Here is a 20523-nt window from a genome sequence, read left to right on the forward strand (position 1 = left end):
TTTGTATAAAAATGATTTTCAACCAATTAAAGGTCTAATTAAATCTATTCTGATAATTTATTAGGAAATATGCACAAAAACCCTAGAAAAGGCCTTATTTTTGCATTCCTTAAATGTTATTATCAATGTCAGTTACAGCTACAGAATTAGCAGAAAGAAACGCCGGAAAAGATTTATATAGTTACCAACGTGGAGCCATAAACAAAATATTTAAATGTTTTGAAGAAGCACCAGAAGACTATCATTTATTATATCAATTACCAACCGGAGGTGGGAAAACTGTAATCTTTTCTGAAATTGTTAGACAATACCTAAAACATCATAATAAAAAGGTGCTTGTAATGACGCACCGTATCGAATTATGTAAACAAACTTCGGGAATGTTAACCGAGTTTGGAGTGTCTAATAAAGTGATTCACAGTAAAGCAAACCTCGACGACCAAGCCGATTACAGTTGCTTTGTTGCCATGGTTGAAACCTTAAATAACAGGTTAAATGATGACAAACTAGATATTTCTGATATCGGTTTAGTTATTATTGATGAGGCCCACTATAACTCCTTTACTAAACTGTTTAAATTTTTTGAAAAATCATTCATTTTAGGGGTTACAGCGACGCCTTTAAGTTCGAATATTAAATTACCAATGAATGATAACTACAACGAATTAATCGTTGGAGAATCTATTCAATCCTTAATAGAAAACGAATTTTTGGCACGCGCAGAAGTTTACTCTTACAATGTAGGGTTAACCTCTTTAGTTGTTGGAGCCAATGGTGATTATACCGTAAAATCGTCTGAAGATTTATATACCAATAGCGATATGCTTGGTAAATTAATTCAGGCTTACGAAGAGCGTTCAAAAGGTAAGAAAACCTTAATCTTTAATAATGGTATTAATACCTCGCTTCATGTGTACGATACCTTTAGGGCGGCAGGATATCCTGTGGCACACCTGGACAATACAAATACCAAAAAAGAGCGTAAAAAAATATTAAAATGGTTTAAAGAAACTCCAGATGCGATCCTTACTTCTGTAAGTATTTTAACGACAGGTTTCGATGAGCCAACGGTAGATTCTATTATTCTTAACCGTGCCACAAAATCACTAACATTATATTACCAAATGATTGGTCGTGGATCTCGTATTTTAAAAAATAAATCGACATTTAATGTAATTGATTTAGGAAATAACTTCCATCGTTTTGGCCCTTGGGGAGCAGATTTAGATTGGCAAAAAATATTTAGATCTCCAAACTTCTATTTGGATGGTATTTTAAGTGATGACGAATTAGAAGAGAATTTTAGATATGAAATGCCTGACGATTTACGTGCAGAATTTAAAAAATCTAATTCGGTGTACTTCGATGTTAAAAAGACCTATATAGATTCTATAAGAAAAGGAGAATCGTCAAAAGTGGTTTTAGAACGTTCTATCCGTCATCATGCTTATATCTGTACAGAAAATAGTGAAGATATGTATGATGCCTTGGCATTGGCGAAATTATTGGGCGATGATATAGATTACAGAATTCAACGTTATACCAAATGCATAAGTAAAAGTACATTCAATTTTGTAGAATGGTTACGCGACGATTACCGAAAAAAATTAAGAGCTTATATTCGTGAGAATTTTGATGAGTTGTTTGAAGAAATTAACGGATTTCCACCAGAAGATTAGAATTAGATTTTAGATTGTTGCGCTCTTTTAAGATAACTATTAGATTTCTTATAATGTGCACAATGTTACTCTGAATTTATTCCCGAATGATGCGAAATTTAAAACATAAAAAAAAACGGCTATTCAATTTAAAACTGAATAGCCGTTTTTAGTTACTTCCTTTTTTTTATTCTGTAGCTTCAGGGAACGTCCAAGCCAAAATTCTACTCTTTTTATTTCCTTGCTCCATAGATATTGTTTTATGGGTCGCTTTTAGCTTATCTAGTTGCTTCTTTAGTTTACTTAGATTTTCTTGTTTAGACACTAAAGTTGTAAACCATTTCACCTGACCTTTAAAAGCAACACTTTGCTTAATCATACGTTTTATAAATAAAGCTTCACCACCGTTACACCACAATTCATGTGCTTGACCGCTAAAATTTAATTCTACAGGCCCCGCTTTTTTAAGGTTCTTTAATTTTGTTTTGGTTGTACGTGTCGCTTCTTCTTCCGAAGCAAAAAATGGAGGATTACACATGGTAAATGTAAACTGCTCATCAGGTTTGATTATACCTTCAAAAATATTTGCAGGTGTAGACTGATGTCTTATATCTATTTTTTTAAGCAATTCAGGAGTTAAACTCACATTGTGTTTAGCACTTTCCACAGCATCTTTACTAGTATCGCAACCCACCATGTTCCAATCGTAAATTTGTACTCCTAAAATAGGGTAGATGGTATTAGCACCCACACCAACATCTAATCCTTTAACCTGTTCGGAAAGGTTTTCAACATGCAATATATCATGAATATGATGAATATAATCGGCACGACCAGGAATAGGAGGACACAAATAGCCTTTAGGAATTCTCCAATCGCGTAGCCCATAATCGGCTAAAAAAATAGCTTTATTAAGATGAAAAACAGATTCACTTTTAGCAAAGTCGATGGTTCTTTTTTGTGTCAACGGACTAGTAAAAACGAAAGAATTTAACTTTGGATGAGCAAGAATTAACGCATCAAAATCGTACGATTTTTTATGCTTATTTTTAGAATGCATAGTTTTTATTTGTCGCAAAGATAGACTAAAATACAGCAACAATTCAGAAAACCATTTTTGTGTTAAAACACGCTTTAAATACTTTACCTTTGCAAGCAGAAATATATATTATGGCAACATTTAAACATTTAGGCGTTAAGCCCGAATTTGTAAAGTCTTTAAAGGAATTAAACATTAAATTCCCTACAGAAATTCAAGAAAAAGCAATTCCTGTTTTATTACAATCTCAAACCGATTTTATCGGATTGGCACAAACAGGTACTGGAAAAACCGCAGCTTTTGGATTGCCAATGCTTCAAAACATAAAGTCAGATTCAAATCATGTTCAAGCTTTAATTTTAGCGCCAACTCGAGAGTTAGTACAACAAATAAAAAAGCAACTCTTTAAATTCACAAAGTATTGCGACAATAAGATTTTTGTTGAAGGTGTTTATGGTGGCGAAAAAATAGATATTCAAATTAAGAACTTAAAGCGTACAACTCATGTTATAGTAGCAACTCCTGGGCGATTAAACGATTTGTTAGACAGAAAAGTCATTGATATCCGTAAGGTGAACACCGTAATTTTAGATGAGGCCGACGAAATGTTAAGCATGGGGTTTAAAGATGCCTTAACCAAAATTCTTACACATACACCAGGGTCTAAGCAAACTTGGCTGTTTTCTGCAACCATCCCTTCGGGAATTCAACAAATTATAGAGCAATACATGTCGCCAAAAGCGGTTCGTGTTGTGGTAAATAAAAATGAATTGGTGAATGCGAACATTTCACATAGCTATATTACGACGACTATAGAACAAAAGCAAAATGCCATTGAGAGTATTTTGGAAGCTAGACCAGACGATCGAGGGATTATTTTTTGCAGAACAAAAGCAGGAACACAAAGTTTAACAGAAGCTTTAAAAGACGAAGGTTTTTCGGTGGAAGCTCTAGAAGGGGATATGCAACAACGCGATCGTGAAAAGGTAATGCGTGCTTTTAAGAAAGGAAATTTACAAGTTTTAATTTCTACCGATGTTTCTGCCCGAGGTATAGATGTTAACGATTTAGCCTTTGTTATACATCATCAGTTACCAGAACATTTAGAATATTATACCCATAGAAGCGGAAGAACAGCACGTGCAGGAAAAACAGGTCAATCTATAGCTTTAATTCTGGGGGGTGAGTTAAAACGCATTCATGAAATAAACAAAGCCTTAGGTATTAAATTTAAAGAGATTTCAATTTAATACACTAATTATAATAAATAAAGTGGCCGACTAGCATGTGTTAAACGTATTATTTTAACTTTCTAGTGGGCCACTTTTTTGGTTATATTTTATATTTAAAACTACCTATTAATTTAAAAGACTTAGTAATTTTTTGGCTGCCAATTCTGACGAGGCAGGATTTTGTCCGGTAATTAAATTTCCATCGGTAACCACATATTCAGACCAGTCTTCGCCTTTACTATACGTACCACCATTGCTTTTTAGCATATCTTCCACAAGAAACGGAACTACCTTTGTTAACTGAACAGCTTCTTCCTCAGAATTTGAAAATCCAGTTACTCGTTTTCCAGAAACTATAGCCGTACCATCGGTATTTTCAACTTCTTTTAATACGGCTGGAGCATGACAAACAAATCCGATAGGTTTATTAGCGGCGTTAAAATCCTCTATCAATTCAATAGAGTCGTTATCGTTAGCTAAATCCCAAAGCGGACCGTGACCACCTGGATAAAATACGGCATCAAAATCGTTCGAATTAATATGAGACAAAACCTCTGTATTGTTAATTTTATCTTGGGTAATTTTATCGGTTTTAAAACGCTCAGTAGCTTCTGTACTAGCGTCTGGTGTATCGCTACTTGGGTCTATTGGCGCTTTTCCTCCTTTAGGCGTAGCGATGGTAATAGTCGCCCCTTTATCTAATAACGTGTAATACGGACTGGCAAATTCTTCGATCCAAAATCCCGTTTTTTTACCTGTATTTCCTAAAGTATCATGCGATGTTAATACAAATAATATATTCATAATCTTAATTTTTAATGTTGGTAATAAATGATAGCTTAATAAGCCATTTGCACAATATGTTCTACGTCTTCGGGTTTTAGACTTTGATGTTCGCCTAAACCTACCCAACCACGTTCTGTAAATCGTTTTGAAATTACTTCTGCAGTACCGTCAAAATTTTCTGTGTATTTCGATAATTTGGTATCTATACCCATTTGGTTGAAAAATTGCTCAGTTCGTTCAATAGCATCATAGGCTTTATCTTCAAGCGACCCTTCGGTTATATTCCAAATGCGTTCAGCATATTGGGCTAATTTTTCCTTTTTAGTGTCAAAATTATATTGATAATGACTTGGAGCAATTATGGCTAAAGTTCGGGCGTGATCGATACCGTACAAAGCGGTTAATTCGTGGCCCATAGCGTGAACAGCCCAATCTGTTGGTACACCTTTTTGGATTAATCCATTTAATGCCATGGTACAGCTCCACATGAAATTTGAAGCCGCTTCATAATCTGTAGGGTCTTTTAATATTTTTGGAGCCACTTCGATCAGGGTTTGCATAATGCTTTCAGCAAAACGATCTTGAAGTAAAGCACCTGCAGGATACGTCATATATTGTTCTAAAACATGTGTAAAGGCATCTGTAATACCGTTTACCAACTGACGCTTAGGGATCGATTTTATAACTTGCGGGTCTAATATAGAAAACTGAGGAAATAAACCAGCCCCGCCCATACCTAACTTTTCTTTGGTTTCTGCACGCGTAATTACAGCTCCAGAATTCATCTCAGATCCTGTAGCAGGCAAGGTTAATACCGTCCCAAAAGGCATGCCTTTTAAAGTCGGTTTTCTATTGGATAATATATCCCAAGGGGTATCGCCTTCAAATAAAGCAGCGGCCGATAAAAATTTTGTACCATCGATAACAGAACCACCACCAACAGCTAATAAATAGCTTATATTTTCATTTTTAATAACTTGAAGCGCTTCTAATAAAACGGTATATTCTGGATTGGCAGGGATACCGCCAAACTCTACATAATCTATATCTTTTAAAGCGGATTGAACTTGCTCATAAATTCCATTTTTTTTGATGCTTCCACCACCATAAAGGACTAACACTTTAGCATCTGTTGGAATTTCTTTAGCGAGTTTCGCTATAGTATCTTTTCCGAAAATTATTTTTGTTGGATTTTTAAACTCAAAATTGTTCATAATCTTTATATATTTATGCTACTTCGTTTTTGTTGTGTGATGCTTAATTATACGTTAAAACAGCTTCTTTAAGGCTTCAATAATATCGCTAGGTTCAGCACGTGTTCTATAATCTACATCTACATATCTCCATTTTACTATACCATCGCGACCTAATACAAAGGTTGCAGGTATAGGTAACATACTAGCATTACCATTATTGATTTGTTCTAAATCTAACCCGCGATCTACGCGCATATGTTCAGTTAAAAATTCTGGTACTTCCCAAGCCACGCCATATTGAAAAGCGACTTTTGCATCCTGGTCTGACAATACACCGAAATCCATTTTACTAATTTCATCTTCTGTTAAACTACCATCTGGTACTTGAGGACTAATAGCAACTAAGTTTGCACCCAACGCATTAATCTCGCTTAAATGCTCTTTTAATGCTCTAAGTTGTAAGTTACAATACGGACACCAATCCCCGCGATAAAATGTAATGACTACGGGACCATTTTCTAGTAAATTGTCTAAGGACACATTTTTACCTCTAGCGTTAGGTAACTTAAATGCTGGTGCTTTTTCCCCAACTCTAATGGCATTATCTCCTTGTTCAAAGCTCTTCGCTTCTGCAATAGCCGCATCGACACCTTTCATAAAATCAGGATTTTTTAATCGGCCTTCTGCTATTTTAGCTTCAGTTTGTTCTTTTAAAGTTTTCATTTTTAATAGGTCGGTATTAGATTTTTACGATCATTTTTCCTTTATTTTTTCCACTGAATAAATCCAGGAAAGCTTGAGGTGTATTTTCGAATCCTTCTACGATCGTTTCTGTATATGTTAATTGGTCTTTACTTAACCATTGCGAAAGTTGTTTGATAGCTTCCGGAAATTTTTCAGCATAATTAGAAACAATAAAGCCTTGCATTAGGGCACTATTTTTTACTAAAAACGGTTGTACACTTAATCCGGTAGGTAATTCGGTTTTGTTATATACCGAAATAGCTCCGCAAATAATGATACGTGCAAACCGGTTTATACTGAATAAAGCTGCATCAGAAATGGGGCCGCCTACATTATCGAAATACACATCTACACCGTCTGGGCAAGTGTCTTGTATTGCTTTGGCCATATCTGGAGTTGTGTTATAATTTATAACCTCGTCGAATCCAAAATCATTCTTTAAGAGTGCGACTTTTTCATCTGTTCCGGCAATACCAACTACGCGAAGCCCTAATATTTTACCAAGCTGTCCAACAACACTTCCTACGGCTCCGGCAGCACCAGATACCAATAAGGTTTCGCCTGCTTTAGGTTTTCCTATTTCTTGAAGGCCTAAAAATGCAGTTAATCCTGTCATTCCTAAAACCCCCAAATAGGCACTAAGAGGAGCTAAATCTGCACTAACTTTTGTTAATCCTTGACCGTTAGAAATTTGTTCAGTTTTCCAGTTTAATAATCCGGATACGAAATCACCCTCTTTAAAATCGTTGTTTTTAGAGGCTTTTACTTGAGCAACAATTCCAGATGAAATAGGCTCGTTTAAATTAAAAGGAGGTACATACGATTTGGCATCGCTCATGCGTCCTCTTAAGTATGGATCTACCGAGATATATTTTGTTTCTAAAAGAATTTCACCGTCTGTTATTTCTAAATTTTCAGCCTCTTTTTGAAACTCGAAATCTGATAATTGAGGTGTTCCTTGTGGTCTACTTTTTAATAAAATGGTCTGATTCATAATTCAAAATTTAGTCTAAAACGGTTATTAAATCTTCTGTACTTTTTCTTACTTTAACTTGGTTTATTAACCAATCACTCTCTTGGTCTCTGTAGCCTAGAGGTAATAAAATGGCACTACGTAAACCTTTTTCTTTTAAACCTAAAATGTTATCTACCGCATCCGGATCGAAACCTTCCATTGGCGTAGCATCTACACCTTCGTAGGCCGCGGCTGCAATAGCTAATCCAAAAGCAATGTAAGCTTGTTTAGCAGCGTGTGTAAAATTCTCGTCTGCATCTTTTTGTGGATAGGTGTTCAATAACATTTGTCTGTATGCTTCAAAACCTTCATTTTCGTAACCACGAATTTTATTTGTCATATCGAACACTTTATTAATTCGATCTGCTGTATAAGTATCCCAAGCAGCAAAAACTAATAAATGAGAACAGTCTGTTACTACAGATTGGTTCCAAGCCACGGGCTTAATTTGTTCTTTTAATTCTTTATTTGTCACTACAATAATTTCAAAAGGTTGCAATCCGCTAGAAGTTGGCGCTAATCGCGCAGCTTCTAAAATACGGTCTATTTTGTCTTGAGATACAGTTTCGCCATTCATAGCTTTGGTTGCATATCTCCAGTTTAATTTATCTAATAATTCCATGTAACTAATATTTTTGATGTTATTATATTGTTGTTATTTTTTTATACTATCCCAAGCCGCTTGGTAAGCATGATTTAAATGATCTTTTGTGATTTTGAAATCGCCTCTTTTTTGAGCGTTTAATAAAAAGGCTAACGGATAAATACTATACGCATAAAGCACATAATGCGATAAATCTTTAATGCTATTTTCGGTGATTCCTCGATTCCATAAATCGAGTAGGGGAGCCAAGTTTTTTATGCCTTCCTGTCTGCTTGCTTCATCAATCATTGGGGTATTTTCACATTGCGAAAGGAAAAAGCCCTTCTCGATATCCTTTAATTTATAGTCGGCCATACGTCTCCAAACCATTTCAAAACCAGATTCTACCGATAAATCATCGGTGTAAGTTTCAAAGGCATACACCATATATTCTTGTTTCACTTCTTTGTAAACTTGGTTTATAAGATCTTGTTTATTTTCGAAATACAAATAAATGGTAGCAGGCGATACATTAGCCAGTTTAGCTATTTTAGCCATAGGAGCGGCATGAAACCCTTGATTGTTCACCAAATAAATGGTGGCTTTTACAAGTGCTGCACGCTTAATTTCACTCTTTTTTAAACCTGTCATAACGTTCTATTTAGAGTACAAAGGTATAAAAAAAGAATAAACGTTCATTTTTTTTAGTATAACTTTAACCTTACTAAAAAAAGGGCCAGATTCAGTATTGAAAAACAATAGAATTGTGTAACCTTACATTTGTAGATTTGCATCATGATACTAACCTTAATTTAATAATGCCTGCATGAAAACAGTAACTGATTTATATAATATTAAAATTAATAGTTTAAAGGGGACACCTATAGATTTAGAAGAATTTAGAGGTAAACGGCTATTGTTTGTAAATACCGCTTCGAAATGTGGTTTTACCAAGCAGTACGACCATTTACAAACTTTAGCAGACACTTATAAGGATACGTTGCAGGTAATTGGTGTGCCATGCAATCAGTTTGGAGGTCAAGAACCAGGAACAGCTCTAGAAATTGAATCGTTTTGTGAAGTGAATTATGGCGTAACATTTGTCATCACCGAAAAGGTACATGTAAAAGGGGAGCAACAACATCCGTTATATGCATGGCTTACTAAAAAAGAGCTTAATGGCGTTAAAAATTCGAGTGTAAAATGGAATTTTCAGAAGTATTTAATTGATGAAAAAGGTGAATTAATTGATTATTTCTATTCGATTACCAAACCTTTAAGTTCCCGTATTACAAAACATTTAAAATGAAATCCGATTAAAATGTAACCGTATTAGTTCGTAAACAGATAAATCTTGGGTAACAACACTTGGCTCATGGTAAGTTTTATATCACATAAAAAAAGCTGTCTAAAACTTAAAAGGTCTTCAGCTTGAATCTATTTCAAAATCTCATAGGGATTGGTTTACAATGTAATGAGATTCTAAAAAAGCAATCAAAATAGACAACTTTTAAATACTTTTAAACAGCCTTTTATATTTTTAAAAACGTAATATTACGCTTGAATATCTACAACTTCAATATCGAATACCACATCTTTTCCTGCTAGTGGATGATTGGCATCAAGTACAATACTGTCGTCTTTTACCGCTACAATAGTTAAATTGTGTTCTGTACCATCTGGAGCTTTAGAAATAAGTCCCATTCCAACTTCTGGTTGAATTTCTGGTGGTAATTGCGATTTTTGTACCTCTTGAATTAGTTCTGGATTGGCTTCTCCAAAAGCTTCATCTTTAGATAATGAAATGGTTTTTTTCTCATTTAATTTCATGTCGATTAGCCCTTTTTCAAAACCTGGAATCATTTGTCCTTGTCCTAAAGTAAACTCTAAAGGTTCACGTCCTTCTGAACTATCAAATACCTGACCATCTGATAATTTTCCAGTGTAATGTACCTTTACTGTGTTATTCTCTTTAACTTGACTCATAAATTATTTTTTAATATTTATAAAATAGCTACTTCATAACTTTTATGATTAATCTATTTTATTTTTTCAAGTATGCCGCGAAAACCAAGCCAAAGCCGTAAATCGGTAATAATGGCAGAAAACAAGACTATACTACCGATTTTTAAAGGTAGTATTCATTTTTTATTGGTTGAAAAAGAACACGCCAATTAAATACGGTCGTTTTAATTGGCGTGCAAAGGTTTCAAAAGGGTATATTATTTTTTATTCTAATCCGTTTATAACCCGTAATAAATTCGTTTTACTTGTAAATAAATTATACTCGGTATCAATTTTTTTAAGCTGATTTTCTATAAGTTTTACCTCGCGATAGTTTACCAAAAAGATGGAACCTTCACCTAAAGAAAACTTACGTTCCTCGCTATAAACCAATGCTTTGTAATCTTTTACAAGTTGAAATAAAATCTCATCTTGAGTACCATAAGATTCAATTTCTTTTAAGGTACTTTCAACTTTGTTTTTTAACGTAACTGTAGTTGCCGAAATATCAAAATCGATATCTTGTAATTTAATTTTAGCTAGCCTTAGGTCTGCACGTTCTTTTCGTAAAAATAGTGGCATACTAATGTTTAATCCGCTTTTATAATTAGAGGTACTAAAGGAATTTATATGCTTATAATCTGAGGACAAGAAATTATATTGTAAATCGATTTTTGGCAGTAAATTGTTTAAGGCTAATTTCTTTTCAATATCCAGACTTTCTCGTTTAAATTGTAATTCCTGAATTTTAGGATGATTTTGTAACGATTCTTCGGTTACATTTAAAATAGAACTATTTAAAACGGCATCGACATTAAATTTGGTTTCTAGGTCTGGTACAATCCCAGACTCTAATTCTAGAGGTAAATTTTCGCTTAACCATAAGAAATTCGACAACTCTAATTTTGATTTGATATAACCAATCTTAGCCTTTTCAAGGTCTAAAAACCGACTTTTTAAATTTATACTCGCTTCTAAAGTATCTATCGCGGGTTTATCGCCACCATAAAAACTAGTTTTTACATTATCTAACCGCGTTTGGGCATTTAAAACGTAATCTTTATAAACCGTTTCGGTTTGATAGTTTTTTAACCAATTAAAATAGGTTGTAATGGCTTGGTATAAAATCTCATTAATCAAAATTCTTTGTTTAGCCTCTGCCTGTTGCGCATATAATTTAGCTTGTTTTAACGTGGCCATACGGTCGTTAATCAATAAGCCTTTTGCAAGCGACATCGATACACCGGCACTATATAATCCGTCCTCGGGAGTAGTGCCTTCAGGGTTTAAATAATAACCATCGTTATTTTCGTAATTTGCTTTTAGCTCAATACCATACCAAGTGGGTATTTTAAAAGCTGAATTTAGCTTATCGTAATAGGTGGTATTCTCAAACTTTTTTCTGTTATAATTAACCTCTAATTTAGGATCGAATGCACCTCGCGATTTTAATAACTTGGCTTCACCTTCGCTAGTTGTAAGCTGTGCTTGTTTTACTATAGGATGGTACTTTTTTACAAAACCTAAATATTCTTCTAGTGTTAATATAGAATCTTTTTCTTGTGAAAATCCCGTAAAAAAAGTTAAAACACATCCAATAAGGATTAGTTTTTTCATCATAATTATTTCTTTTTTGAATCGGTTGATTTAGATGATGGCTGATAAAAATTAGGAGGGAAGCTGTTAATCTGTCTCCAAATCTCGAAGTAAATCGGAACATTATCTAATAAGGCAATGGTTCTTGCTCCCGATCCTACACGAATAGCATCTGGCCATTTTACATCATCTTTATCTGGTGCTAATAACACGCGGTACATCCCATTATCGCTAATAAAGTTTTCTATAGCAACTACTTTTGCGCCATAAGTTCCGTAAGACACGTTAGGCCATCCACTAAATACTATAGCCGGCCACCCATCGAATTGTGCACGAACATTTTCTCCGATATGAATTAATGGTAAATCTATTGGGCGTACATACATTTCTATAGCCAACTCATAATTAGACGGCATAATGCTTACCAATTGCTCACCTTCTTTAAAAGTTTCTCCAATCCCCGATTTTATGGCTTTATTGATATAACCATTCTGTGGGGCAGTAACAAACATTAAACTGTTACGCTTTTTATAATTGGCTAAACTGGTTTCTAATTTTGAAACTTGGGCTTGCGTATCGAAACCACTAGATTGCGCCGTATATAAATCGCTTTGGGCTTTTGCTAGCTTATCGTTATACGTGGCGGTGATGGTAGAAATGGCAAGCTCACTATTAAGCAATTCGTTTTTGGTACTTAATAATTTGTTTTCCTGAGAAATTAATTTCGCTGAAACTTCTTGAAGTTTAGACTGCTTTTCCTCAATATCTTTTACCGCTTTTATACCTTCTTTCTCCAAAGCTACAGTACGTTCATACTGTGTTTTGGCAATATCGGCATGAATTTTAACTGCTTCTAAATCGATACTATCGCTAGTAACTTTAAAGTGGGCTTGTTTTAATTTATTTCTAGCCTGTTCTAGTTTAAGATCACGCTCTTGTTTTAAGGCTTGAATTTGATTTTCTAAAGCCAATCCCTTGTTTTTATAAGCTTCTACCGATGAGGCTTTGGCATGAATTTGATCGTCTGTTCTCTGGGTTAATTGCTCGTCAAAATACTCACTTTTCACTTCCGAAATTCGTAAAATGGTATCGCCTTTCTTTACGAAATCCCCTTCTTGTACAAACCATTCTTCTATTCGACCTGGGATTTGAGACTGTAAGGTTTGCGGACGCTGATTTGGTTTTAATGTGGTAACCTGGCCATTACTGGTAATGTTCTGAGTCCACGGTAAAAACATGATGATTAAAAGTAGAATAGAGAATATCAATAAAAACTTTTTAAACCCTTTATGATATTCTTTATTAAATATATGTTTTCCAGATTTAAATGACTTTATGTCAATATACTCTGAAACTTTATTGCTCGAAATATTTAACATCTTTAGTGATTATTAAGTTTAACAATACTTCCATTTTTTATCTGAATGTGCTTATTACAGCGCTCTATCCAACGCTCTCTGTTACTCACAACAACCACACTCCAAGGTTGTGCTTCATCGGTTAAATAATCGATAATCTGAGTAGATTCATCAACATGAAACTGATCTAATGGATTCTCAAGTATTAATACCTTTGGTTGTTTTAATAAAGCTCTAGCCAATACAATTTTTTTAGCAATGGTATAGGCAATTTGCTTTCCTTCGGGTTTTAAAATGGTATTTAAACCGTTAGGTTGTTGCTTTAAGAATTCTGTTAATCTTATATGTTCAAAAATCTCATAAATAGAATCGTCGGATATGTCTTTATTACCAAAAGTTACATTCTCGCGAATACTACCTTCAAAAGGAGTTTCTTCAGATAAAGACAGCCCTAAATGAGCACGATATTCATTAATAAATAAACTTTGTATAGATAAATCGTTTATAAATAAGTACCCCGAAGTTGGCATAATAACACCGGCAATAAGTTGTAATAAACTCGATTTTCCCGCACCACTTTCTCCTTTAACTAGCACACGATCTTTGGGTTCTATTTTAAAAGAGACCCCACTTAAAATAGGAAGATGCCGTTCTTTAACTTCGTAAGCCAAATCTTTTAATTCTATAGTAATCGGTTTATTAGGGGACAAAGTTTCTCCATGTTGTGCTTCGATAGGTTTATCGACCACTTGTCCTAATTTTTCTATAGAAGTTAATACATCGTAGAAAGACTCTAAGGCAAGGATTAGTTTTTCTACCGAATTTATAATCAATAAAATGATGATTTCAGCAGCTACAAACTGTCCGATATTCATACGCTGATCTAAAACTAAGAATCCACCAATGGTTAATAATCCCGCAGTGACTAAGACTTTAAACCCAATCATTTGAATAAACTGAAGCATTAAAACTTTAAAATGGCGTTCTCTAGATATTAAATAATCGTCTACCAAGTCGTCACTTTTTTGTAAGGCTAATTTGGTTCTACCAGACAATTTAAAACTAATAACGGCTCTAGAAATTTCTTGTAACCAGTGGGCCACTTTATACTTATTTTTCGATTCGGTAAGACTCGTTTCTAATCCTTTTTCTGCTGTATATTTAAAAATAACATATATAAGTAAAAGCAGAAGTAAACCGAATATTATAAAAAACGGATGGTAAAAAGACAGTAGAATTAAAGCAAATATAATTTGAAGCAGGGCAGAAGGGGCATCGATTAATATTTTCGATAATCCCTTTTGAATCGTTAAAGTATCAAAAAATCGATTGGCTAATTCTGGAAGGTAATAATTCCTTAATTCGCTCATCTTAATTTTTGGCAGTCTATAGCTTAATTCTATTGAAGCCCGTGTAAAAATACGTTGTTGAATGGTTTCAATAATACGAATTTGCATGAGTTTTAAAATCCCGGCAAAGGCCACCCCAAGGGTAACTAAAATAATTAAAACGATCCAAGAGGCAGAAATTTCGGCACCTTGTAATAAATTTATAATCGCTTGAATTCCTAGCGGCAAAGACAAGGCGACCAAACCCTCGAAAATGGCATAATACCCAATTTGAAAAATATCTTTACGTTCTAGTTGTAATAATCCCATAAATCGTTTCCATGGGGTTAATGTTTTATCTGGCATATGATAGTGTTTTTAAGGTAACATCAGTAAAAAAGTCTGATGGCGTGGTATTAGCGTTACAATTGGTAATCGATTTAAAATGAATTTTTATAAACTGTTGGTGCAATCCACCTTCTATAATCGTACTCGATAAACTTAAGGCATAGCTGTAAGATGCATTGTATTCCGAAATCATTTCGGCTAAACGGTAAACCACACGTTTATAAGCGATAAAATAACCGTCTTCATTCTCTATATCCACATCTTTTGTGAGGTACGATTTAGAGTTTTCATTTATTACAATTCTGTTAAGCATCACTTCGTTAATGTGACTAAAAGTGGTGTCTTCCTTCGTGGTTCGTGTAACAACTTTTATGGCCTTCTTTAGTTTTTCTTCTGGCTGAGTAATACTATAGGTTTCTAAAACCAACTGATATTCAATCCATCCCCAATACCAAGAGGTAAGATAAATGAGTAATTTGTGTTTGCTCTCAAAATATCTGTAGATGGAACTTTCATTAGAGCCTAATGCTAAACCTAATTTTTTAAAATTAAAATTTTCGAAACCTTGGGCTTCAATAAGCTGAATACTTTGCGTTATAATACGCTTTCCTAGAGTAGAAGACTCCGGATTCTTTATATAAATCCCAGGTGGAACCTCAATTTTTATGTTTGAAAGTAAATTTTTCATAATTAATATTAAAGAGCCCAAAAGTAATAGTAATACTATTATTTTGTAATAGCTCCAGTGTTAAATTAATGTAAAGTTTCGTAAAATTATAATCTCCAGCAAGTTAAATCAATAGAAGATAATTAGGTCTTAAATTGATAAAATTTAGAAACTGCGATATATAGAATTTCAGTGTTAATTTTTATGCTTATTTTATATTATTAATAACAATAGTATTGCATAATAAACATTACTTTTATGTTTTGAAACCATTAAGTAAGTTGATTTTTATGAGTAAAATAGTAACTTTTGGTGAAGTTTTAATGAGACTTTCTCCTTTAGGAAATAAAAAATTTAAGCAAACCAATGTATTAGAATATTATTTTGGAGGTACAGAAGTTAATGTGTCGATATCCTTAGCCAATTTTGGGCATAAGGTAAAGCACATTTCTTGTATATCAGACGATTTTATAGGAGATACTGCCATTGCATATTTAAGAAGTTACAATGTAGATACCAGAAATATATATAGATCGCACAGACCATTAGGTTTATATTATTTAGAAGTAGGAGCAGTAATGCGCCCAAGCACCATATCTTATAACCGTTCAAGCTCTGCATTTTCTGGAGTTACACCAGAAAAAGTAGACTGGGAAAGTGCTTTAAAAGGTTGTAATTGGATGCATTGGACCGGAATTACACCGGGATTATCTCAAGGGGCTTACGACACACTTAAAGAAGGATTAATACAAGCTAAAGCTAAAGGAATTACAATTTCTTCGGACCCAACTTATCGTGGCGGATTATGGAAATATGGTGTTGAACCTCAAGATGCCATTCGGGATTTAATGCAATATGTTACCATTTTTATGGGTGGAATTGATGAGATTAATGAAATCTTAGGAACTGATTATGGGTATGGGAATGAGGATTTTATTACGGCTAGTAAACAATTAATTGAAGCTTATCCGAATGTTGAAAAGGTATTCGATAAAATTAGAATTGCTATTAACGCATCTTGGCAAAAGATTAAAGGAAGAATGTGGAATGGCATAGAGTTTAAAGAAACTGAAGCTATAGAAATTACTCATATTGTAGATCGTATTGGTACTGGTGATGCTTTTGCTGCAGGACTTATTTACGGACTTTTAAACTACGACGATTTTAAAGCTATGGAATTTGCCAGTGCAGCTTGTGCCTTAAAGCATACATTTCCTGGAGATATAAATTATGCCACAGTTACAGATGTGGAGCATTTATTATCTGGAAACACAGGAGGCCGTGTGTTAAGATAACAAAAGAGTGCGAGAGCATTCTTAATTTTCTATTTTACATAATATAAATTATAGTGCAATTATAACAATTAACGTAATAGCGCATTTCAGCGCTATTTGACATAATTTCAGATATAACAACACCTAAGTGTTTTATATCGTTAGAAATTATGTACAAGTTAATTGTGGTTTCGTAATTGTATTTATTATTTAGAACTAAAAAATAAACATTCTATCTGCTGTCTGTATCTGTAATCAGCCGTTATATAAAATAGCCACATGCCAATGCGCTCGATTGTTTTGTAACACAAATGCGAAGTATTCAAGAGCTACAAAATATTATATTTAAATAACGCGAGTAATTATCCAACCGCTTTGCTTGCGCCAAAATAAATGTACGTCATAAAAAATTTTAGACGATTCTCGTAAGCTTGCCACAAGAGTATAAAATTACTCTGCTAGATAATTTCTATGCACTTGTTATATGTAGAATTTCAATTAACTCTTTTTTCTTGTTTCATTATCTTTTGTCTTGAAACAAAAGAAACAAAAATTCAAGGCTGCATATAATTTTGGAAACAATTAACGGCTCATTCGCTATATTTTAGGAAACATTCGAACTCGTTAACAATGCTTTGAAATCCGTTGTATAATTAAATCTCTTAAGAAACTGTAATACTAAACCCCTAAAATATGGACGCTCATTTCTCCTATTGTTTTGACCAAAATTTTATAAGGCCAAGAGAAACATCTAGATTCTATTTTACATAATAACTTCCAGGAAGTTCTATTATAGTCTTCAAAACAAAAATTCTTAATCAGCTGCAACTTCTTTAATTATGCTCTTAGATTCTCTGTTAGTGGTAATAATGTCAAATCAATACTGCTTGCATTCAAATCATATAACAGGCTGTAACTTAAACCACTTACTGATAGTAATTAGGTCAAGCAAATAGTAGTTTCGATAAACAAATTTAGTTGTATCTTAATTTATTTGAATATGGCATTAACTGTAGTACCAACTCTACGATTTGGACCGTATAATGTAATCGTTTTTTCTGCTTTAGGTTTTCCAAAATAAGAAGGAAATAAATATCCATAATCTAAGGTAACGGTTAACTTTGTTTTTTCATTATTTACAGTTAGGTCATAATTGTTAGAGTTCTGAATAATAAAAACAGACCCATTTGAGGGAATAGAAATTGTACTGGGTAAATTCTCGCCAGTGATAATTAATATATCATTTTTAACGTATAGTTCTTGATTTAATGACGTAATAACAGGCACATTATCTGCTAGAACATCAATATTAAAGGTTGATACGGTTTTTACTTCTCCATCTATCAAATATTTAAGTTTGTAATTTGTAGCTGTAGCTATGTTATCTGGAAAACTAAAACTAAAAGCATTAAAAGGCATTCCGTCTGTATAAATATCATTGCTCATAATATTTGTATCTTGTAGCGTATAAGAATTTTGTTCATTCTCTAACACAACAGATGAATTTGGTACCGACAGATCAATACCTGTTCCTGATGTAATTGCGGTTGCATTGCTATAAAATACCTTATAATTATAATCGAAAAATTTAAATGCTTTGGCAGTAAGTGTGTATGTAACGGTTGTACCATTTTCTGCAGTTACTATATATTCAACCGGTAAATAGAAGTTTTGTGGACCTTCTTTAACCGGGACAATTGACGCCCCCTCAGGTAAAGAAAATACGATATCAGCCATATCTAATGTATTATCGGTTTCGACATATAACGTTTTAGAATCATTATCTACTGCACCTTCATAACTTTTGGTATCAATTAATAATTGAAAACTGAGAATATCTTTGTTGGAACTTACATTGTTTACAACAACTCGATATATACTAGATTCTCCGTTCTCTGCTATAACCGTATATGCAACCTCATTGTTAAAATTTTGAACCTCGTTTACTGCAGGAGATATGGTTGATTTTTCAGAATACTCTATTTTCGGAACTAGTGAATTTAAATTGGCATCTTCCGTATCTAATGTAATAAGTTTTTCATTCTGATCTATTGTGCCAACAACAGATACGCCTTCAATAGTTAATTCAAAAGATGTAATTTCATGTTTATCACTTAAAACAACAGGAGGTGTTTCTTCAGCATCGTCTTTATCACAGGAAGTGAAAATTCCACAAAATAACACCAGAATAAAAATCGTATTTTTCATTGTCATAATTTAATTTTTCAATCCGCTAACACTTGGGTAAATGATATTTTTTCCCGCTCCAACAACAATTGTCGGGGATTTAAATATTACTTCTTCAGTTTTTATTTTCCAATTAAGCTGTCCTGTTTCAGCATTTACAGCATACATATTTTTGTTCCAATCTCCTATGTAAACAATATCCTCAAATACTATGGGAGAAGATGTTGTGTTGTTTTCTAAGGCATAACTCCAAATTACAGATCCATTACTTGCATTTAGGCATAATAATTCACCACTTCCATTCTTTGATATTCCAATGTATACCTTGTCGTTATAGATAAACGGAGATGTTTTTATTGTACCACCGGTTGGCACATATTGCCATATAATGGCACCCGAATTTAAATTATAAGCATAGAGCGTACTATACGTACCCGTAATAACTGATTCGTTAAATTGTGTTGGGGAAGAATAAAATGAATTAAATCGACCAGCGTCAACACTCCAGTTTTTAGTTCCTGTATTTTTATTAAAAGAATAAAACCTGCCAATATTATCACCAAAAAAAATATCATTATTAACTATCAACGGATTCGTTTCTATTTTCGGGGCAGCACCTGTACTATTACTCAGTTCATAGCTCCAATCTGCCACGCCTGTTACTTTATTAATGGCATATAAATGATCATCATTCCTACTACTCACAAATATTCTATCTGAATCTATAGCCAAGGGAGCGTAATTATCAAGAAAGCTTCGTTGCCATAACTTTCCTCCAGTAACTTTATCTATACAATACAAAGAAGAATTAGAACCAAAGGCATAGATATGAGTTTCGTCTAAAATGATGTTTCTATAATCGCCATTACTGTTAGTATTCGGTGTGCTCGTCCATTTAATTTCTCCTGAAAGAATATCTAAACCATTAACACCCCCTAAACCCGAATAAATAAGGCTATCGGATATCATATGGCTTTCGATAAATGAAGTTTTAGCATTCCACATCGGCGTTGATGTATAAAGATCTAATGCATGAAGAGTATTAAAACCATCTAAATATAATAGTAGTTTACTATCAGAACTTGAAAACTCAAAACTGACCTCAGTAGTACCACCCTTTTTATCTGTACCAATTATTCTTCCAGAATAATTTTCATTATATGCTAAAGTTGTAGAACTTATTGATTCCGTAGTTTCTGAAATAAGTATTGAATTTATATATAATTTATAAAATATTTGATCCCCGTCTTTATCTATTGCATCACTCCAGTCAATAGTAATTGTTGGGCCATCTAAAATAATATCATCAATTCTTATAGATTCTGGTTCAGAGTTGGGTGTAGCAGTAGAATTATCATCATCAGACGAACAAGATAAACATACTATAAGTAGTATCACTAAAGTGATGTATTTCATTAAAATTATTTTAATATAAACGAAATTTAAACAATATTATTTACAGCTTTTCATTAAAAATGATAGTACGCTAATATAGCAAATTTGGCAAA

At 33.5% G+C, this 20523-nt stretch carries 18 protein-coding genes; 4 read left to right on the forward strand and 14 right to left on the reverse strand.

Translation table 11 applies throughout. The features are described 5' to 3' along the window. Window positions 1-125: 125 nt before the first annotated feature. Window positions 126-1679 carry a DEAD/DEAH box helicase gene (locus tag A9D35_RS01730; RefSeq protein ID WP_066218160.1) on the forward strand — a complete coding sequence of 518 codons (1554 nt, stop codon included), beginning with the start codon at window positions 126-128 and terminating at the stop codon, window positions 1677-1679. A gap of 166 nt (window positions 1680-1845) precedes the next feature. Here the strand turns inward: A9D35_RS01730 and rlmF are convergent, their stop codons facing one another. Then, window positions 1846-2718 (reverse strand): 23S rRNA (adenine(1618)-N(6))-methyltransferase RlmF, encoded by an 873-nt coding sequence (rlmF, locus tag A9D35_RS01735; RefSeq protein ID WP_066218163.1) that lies wholly within the window; start codon window positions 2716-2718, stop codon window positions 1846-1848. 110 nt (window positions 2719-2828) lie between these two features. Between rlmF and A9D35_RS01740 the strand changes: the two genes are divergently transcribed. Further along, complete coding sequence (locus A9D35_RS01740; RefSeq protein WP_066225694.1) at window positions 2829-3947, forward strand: DEAD/DEAH box helicase; 1119 nt, start codon at window positions 2829-2831, stop codon at window positions 3945-3947. 108 nt (window positions 3948-4055) lie between these two features. Here the strand turns inward: A9D35_RS01740 and A9D35_RS01745 are convergent, their stop codons facing one another. The 6 genes from A9D35_RS01745 to A9D35_RS01770 are packed head-to-tail and all read right to left on the reverse strand — an operon-like array spanning window position 4056 to window position 8904. Then, window positions 4056-4733, reverse strand: coding sequence for a type 1 glutamine amidotransferase domain-containing protein (locus tag A9D35_RS01745; RefSeq protein WP_066218165.1), 678 nt, complete (start codon window positions 4731-4733; stop codon window positions 4056-4058). Between the two features lie 35 nt (window positions 4734-4768). Next, window positions 4769-5929 carry an iron-containing alcohol dehydrogenase gene (locus A9D35_RS01750; RefSeq protein ID WP_066218168.1) on the reverse strand — a complete coding sequence of 387 codons (1161 nt, stop codon included), beginning with the start codon at window positions 5927-5929 and terminating at the stop codon, window positions 4769-4771. A 54-nt stretch (window positions 5930-5983) separates the two neighbouring features. Next, a complete protein-coding gene (locus A9D35_RS01755; RefSeq protein WP_066218171.1) occupies window positions 5984-6634 on the reverse strand; it encodes a peroxiredoxin-like family protein in 651 nt (216 codons plus the stop codon). Window positions 6635-6650: 16 nt separating this feature from the next. Then, window positions 6651-7649, reverse strand: coding sequence for an NADP-dependent oxidoreductase (locus A9D35_RS01760; RefSeq protein WP_066218174.1), 999 nt, complete (start codon window positions 7647-7649; stop codon window positions 6651-6653). 10 nt (window positions 7650-7659) lie between these two features. Next, window positions 7660-8292 (reverse strand): NAD(P)H-dependent oxidoreductase, encoded by a 633-nt coding sequence (locus A9D35_RS01765; protein ID WP_066218179.1) that lies wholly within the window; start codon window positions 8290-8292, stop codon window positions 7660-7662. Between the two features lie 33 nt (window positions 8293-8325). Then, on the reverse strand, window positions 8326-8904 hold the full coding sequence (locus tag A9D35_RS01770) for a TetR/AcrR family transcriptional regulator (protein ID WP_066218181.1): 579 nt from the start codon (window positions 8902-8904) through the stop codon (window positions 8326-8328). Between the two features lie 175 nt (window positions 8905-9079). On the opposite strand from A9D35_RS01770, the gene A9D35_RS01775 reads away from it, so the two are divergent. After that, a complete protein-coding gene (locus tag A9D35_RS01775) occupies window positions 9080-9562 on the forward strand; it encodes a glutathione peroxidase (protein ID WP_066218184.1) in 483 nt (160 codons plus the stop codon). Between the two features lie 245 nt (window positions 9563-9807). Here A9D35_RS01775 and A9D35_RS01780 read toward each other — a convergent pair whose 3' ends face one another. The 5 genes from A9D35_RS01780 to A9D35_RS01800 form a co-directional block, all read right to left on the reverse strand. After that, window positions 9808-10239, reverse strand: coding sequence for an FKBP-type peptidyl-prolyl cis-trans isomerase (locus tag A9D35_RS01780; protein WP_066218187.1), 432 nt, complete (start codon window positions 10237-10239; stop codon window positions 9808-9810). A 243-nt stretch (window positions 10240-10482) separates the two neighbouring features. Further along, a complete protein-coding gene (locus A9D35_RS01785; RefSeq protein ID WP_369692138.1) occupies window positions 10483-11877 on the reverse strand; it encodes a TolC family protein in 1395 nt (464 codons plus the stop codon). A 2-nt stretch (window positions 11878-11879) separates the two neighbouring features. Next, a complete protein-coding gene (locus A9D35_RS01790) occupies window positions 11880-13232 on the reverse strand; it encodes an HlyD family secretion protein (protein ID WP_066218190.1) in 1353 nt (450 codons plus the stop codon). 2 nt (window positions 13233-13234) lie between these two features. Further along, window positions 13235-14905, reverse strand: a complete 1671-nt coding sequence (locus tag A9D35_RS01795) for a peptidase domain-containing ABC transporter (protein WP_066218192.1) — start codon at window positions 14903-14905, stop codon at window positions 13235-13237. Next, complete coding sequence (locus tag A9D35_RS01800) at window positions 14895-15575, reverse strand: TetR/AcrR family transcriptional regulator (RefSeq protein ID WP_066218194.1); 681 nt, start codon at window positions 15573-15575, stop codon at window positions 14895-14897. The genes A9D35_RS01795 and A9D35_RS01800 overlap by 11 nt, the downstream gene beginning before the upstream one ends. 269 nt (window positions 15576-15844) lie before the next feature. Between A9D35_RS01800 and A9D35_RS01805 the strand changes: the two genes are divergently transcribed. Next, window positions 15845-16849, forward strand: coding sequence for a sugar kinase (locus A9D35_RS01805; protein WP_066218196.1), 1005 nt, complete (start codon window positions 15845-15847; stop codon window positions 16847-16849). 969 nt (window positions 16850-17818) lie between these two features. Here the strand turns inward: A9D35_RS01805 and A9D35_RS01810 are convergent. Next, a complete protein-coding gene (locus tag A9D35_RS01810; protein WP_066218199.1) occupies window positions 17819-19036 on the reverse strand; it encodes an SGBP N-terminal domain-containing protein in 1218 nt (405 codons plus the stop codon). Between the two features lie 9 nt (window positions 19037-19045). Further along, window positions 19046-20431, reverse strand: coding sequence for a PQQ-binding-like beta-propeller repeat protein (locus tag A9D35_RS01815; RefSeq protein WP_066218201.1), 1386 nt, complete (start codon window positions 20429-20431; stop codon window positions 19046-19048). Between the last annotated feature and the right edge of the window lie 92 nt (window positions 20432-20523).

The sequence above is a fragment of the Formosa haliotis genome (genome assembly GCF_001685485.1).
GTDB lineage: Bacteria > Bacteroidota > Bacteroidia > Flavobacteriales > Flavobacteriaceae > Formosa > Formosa haliotis.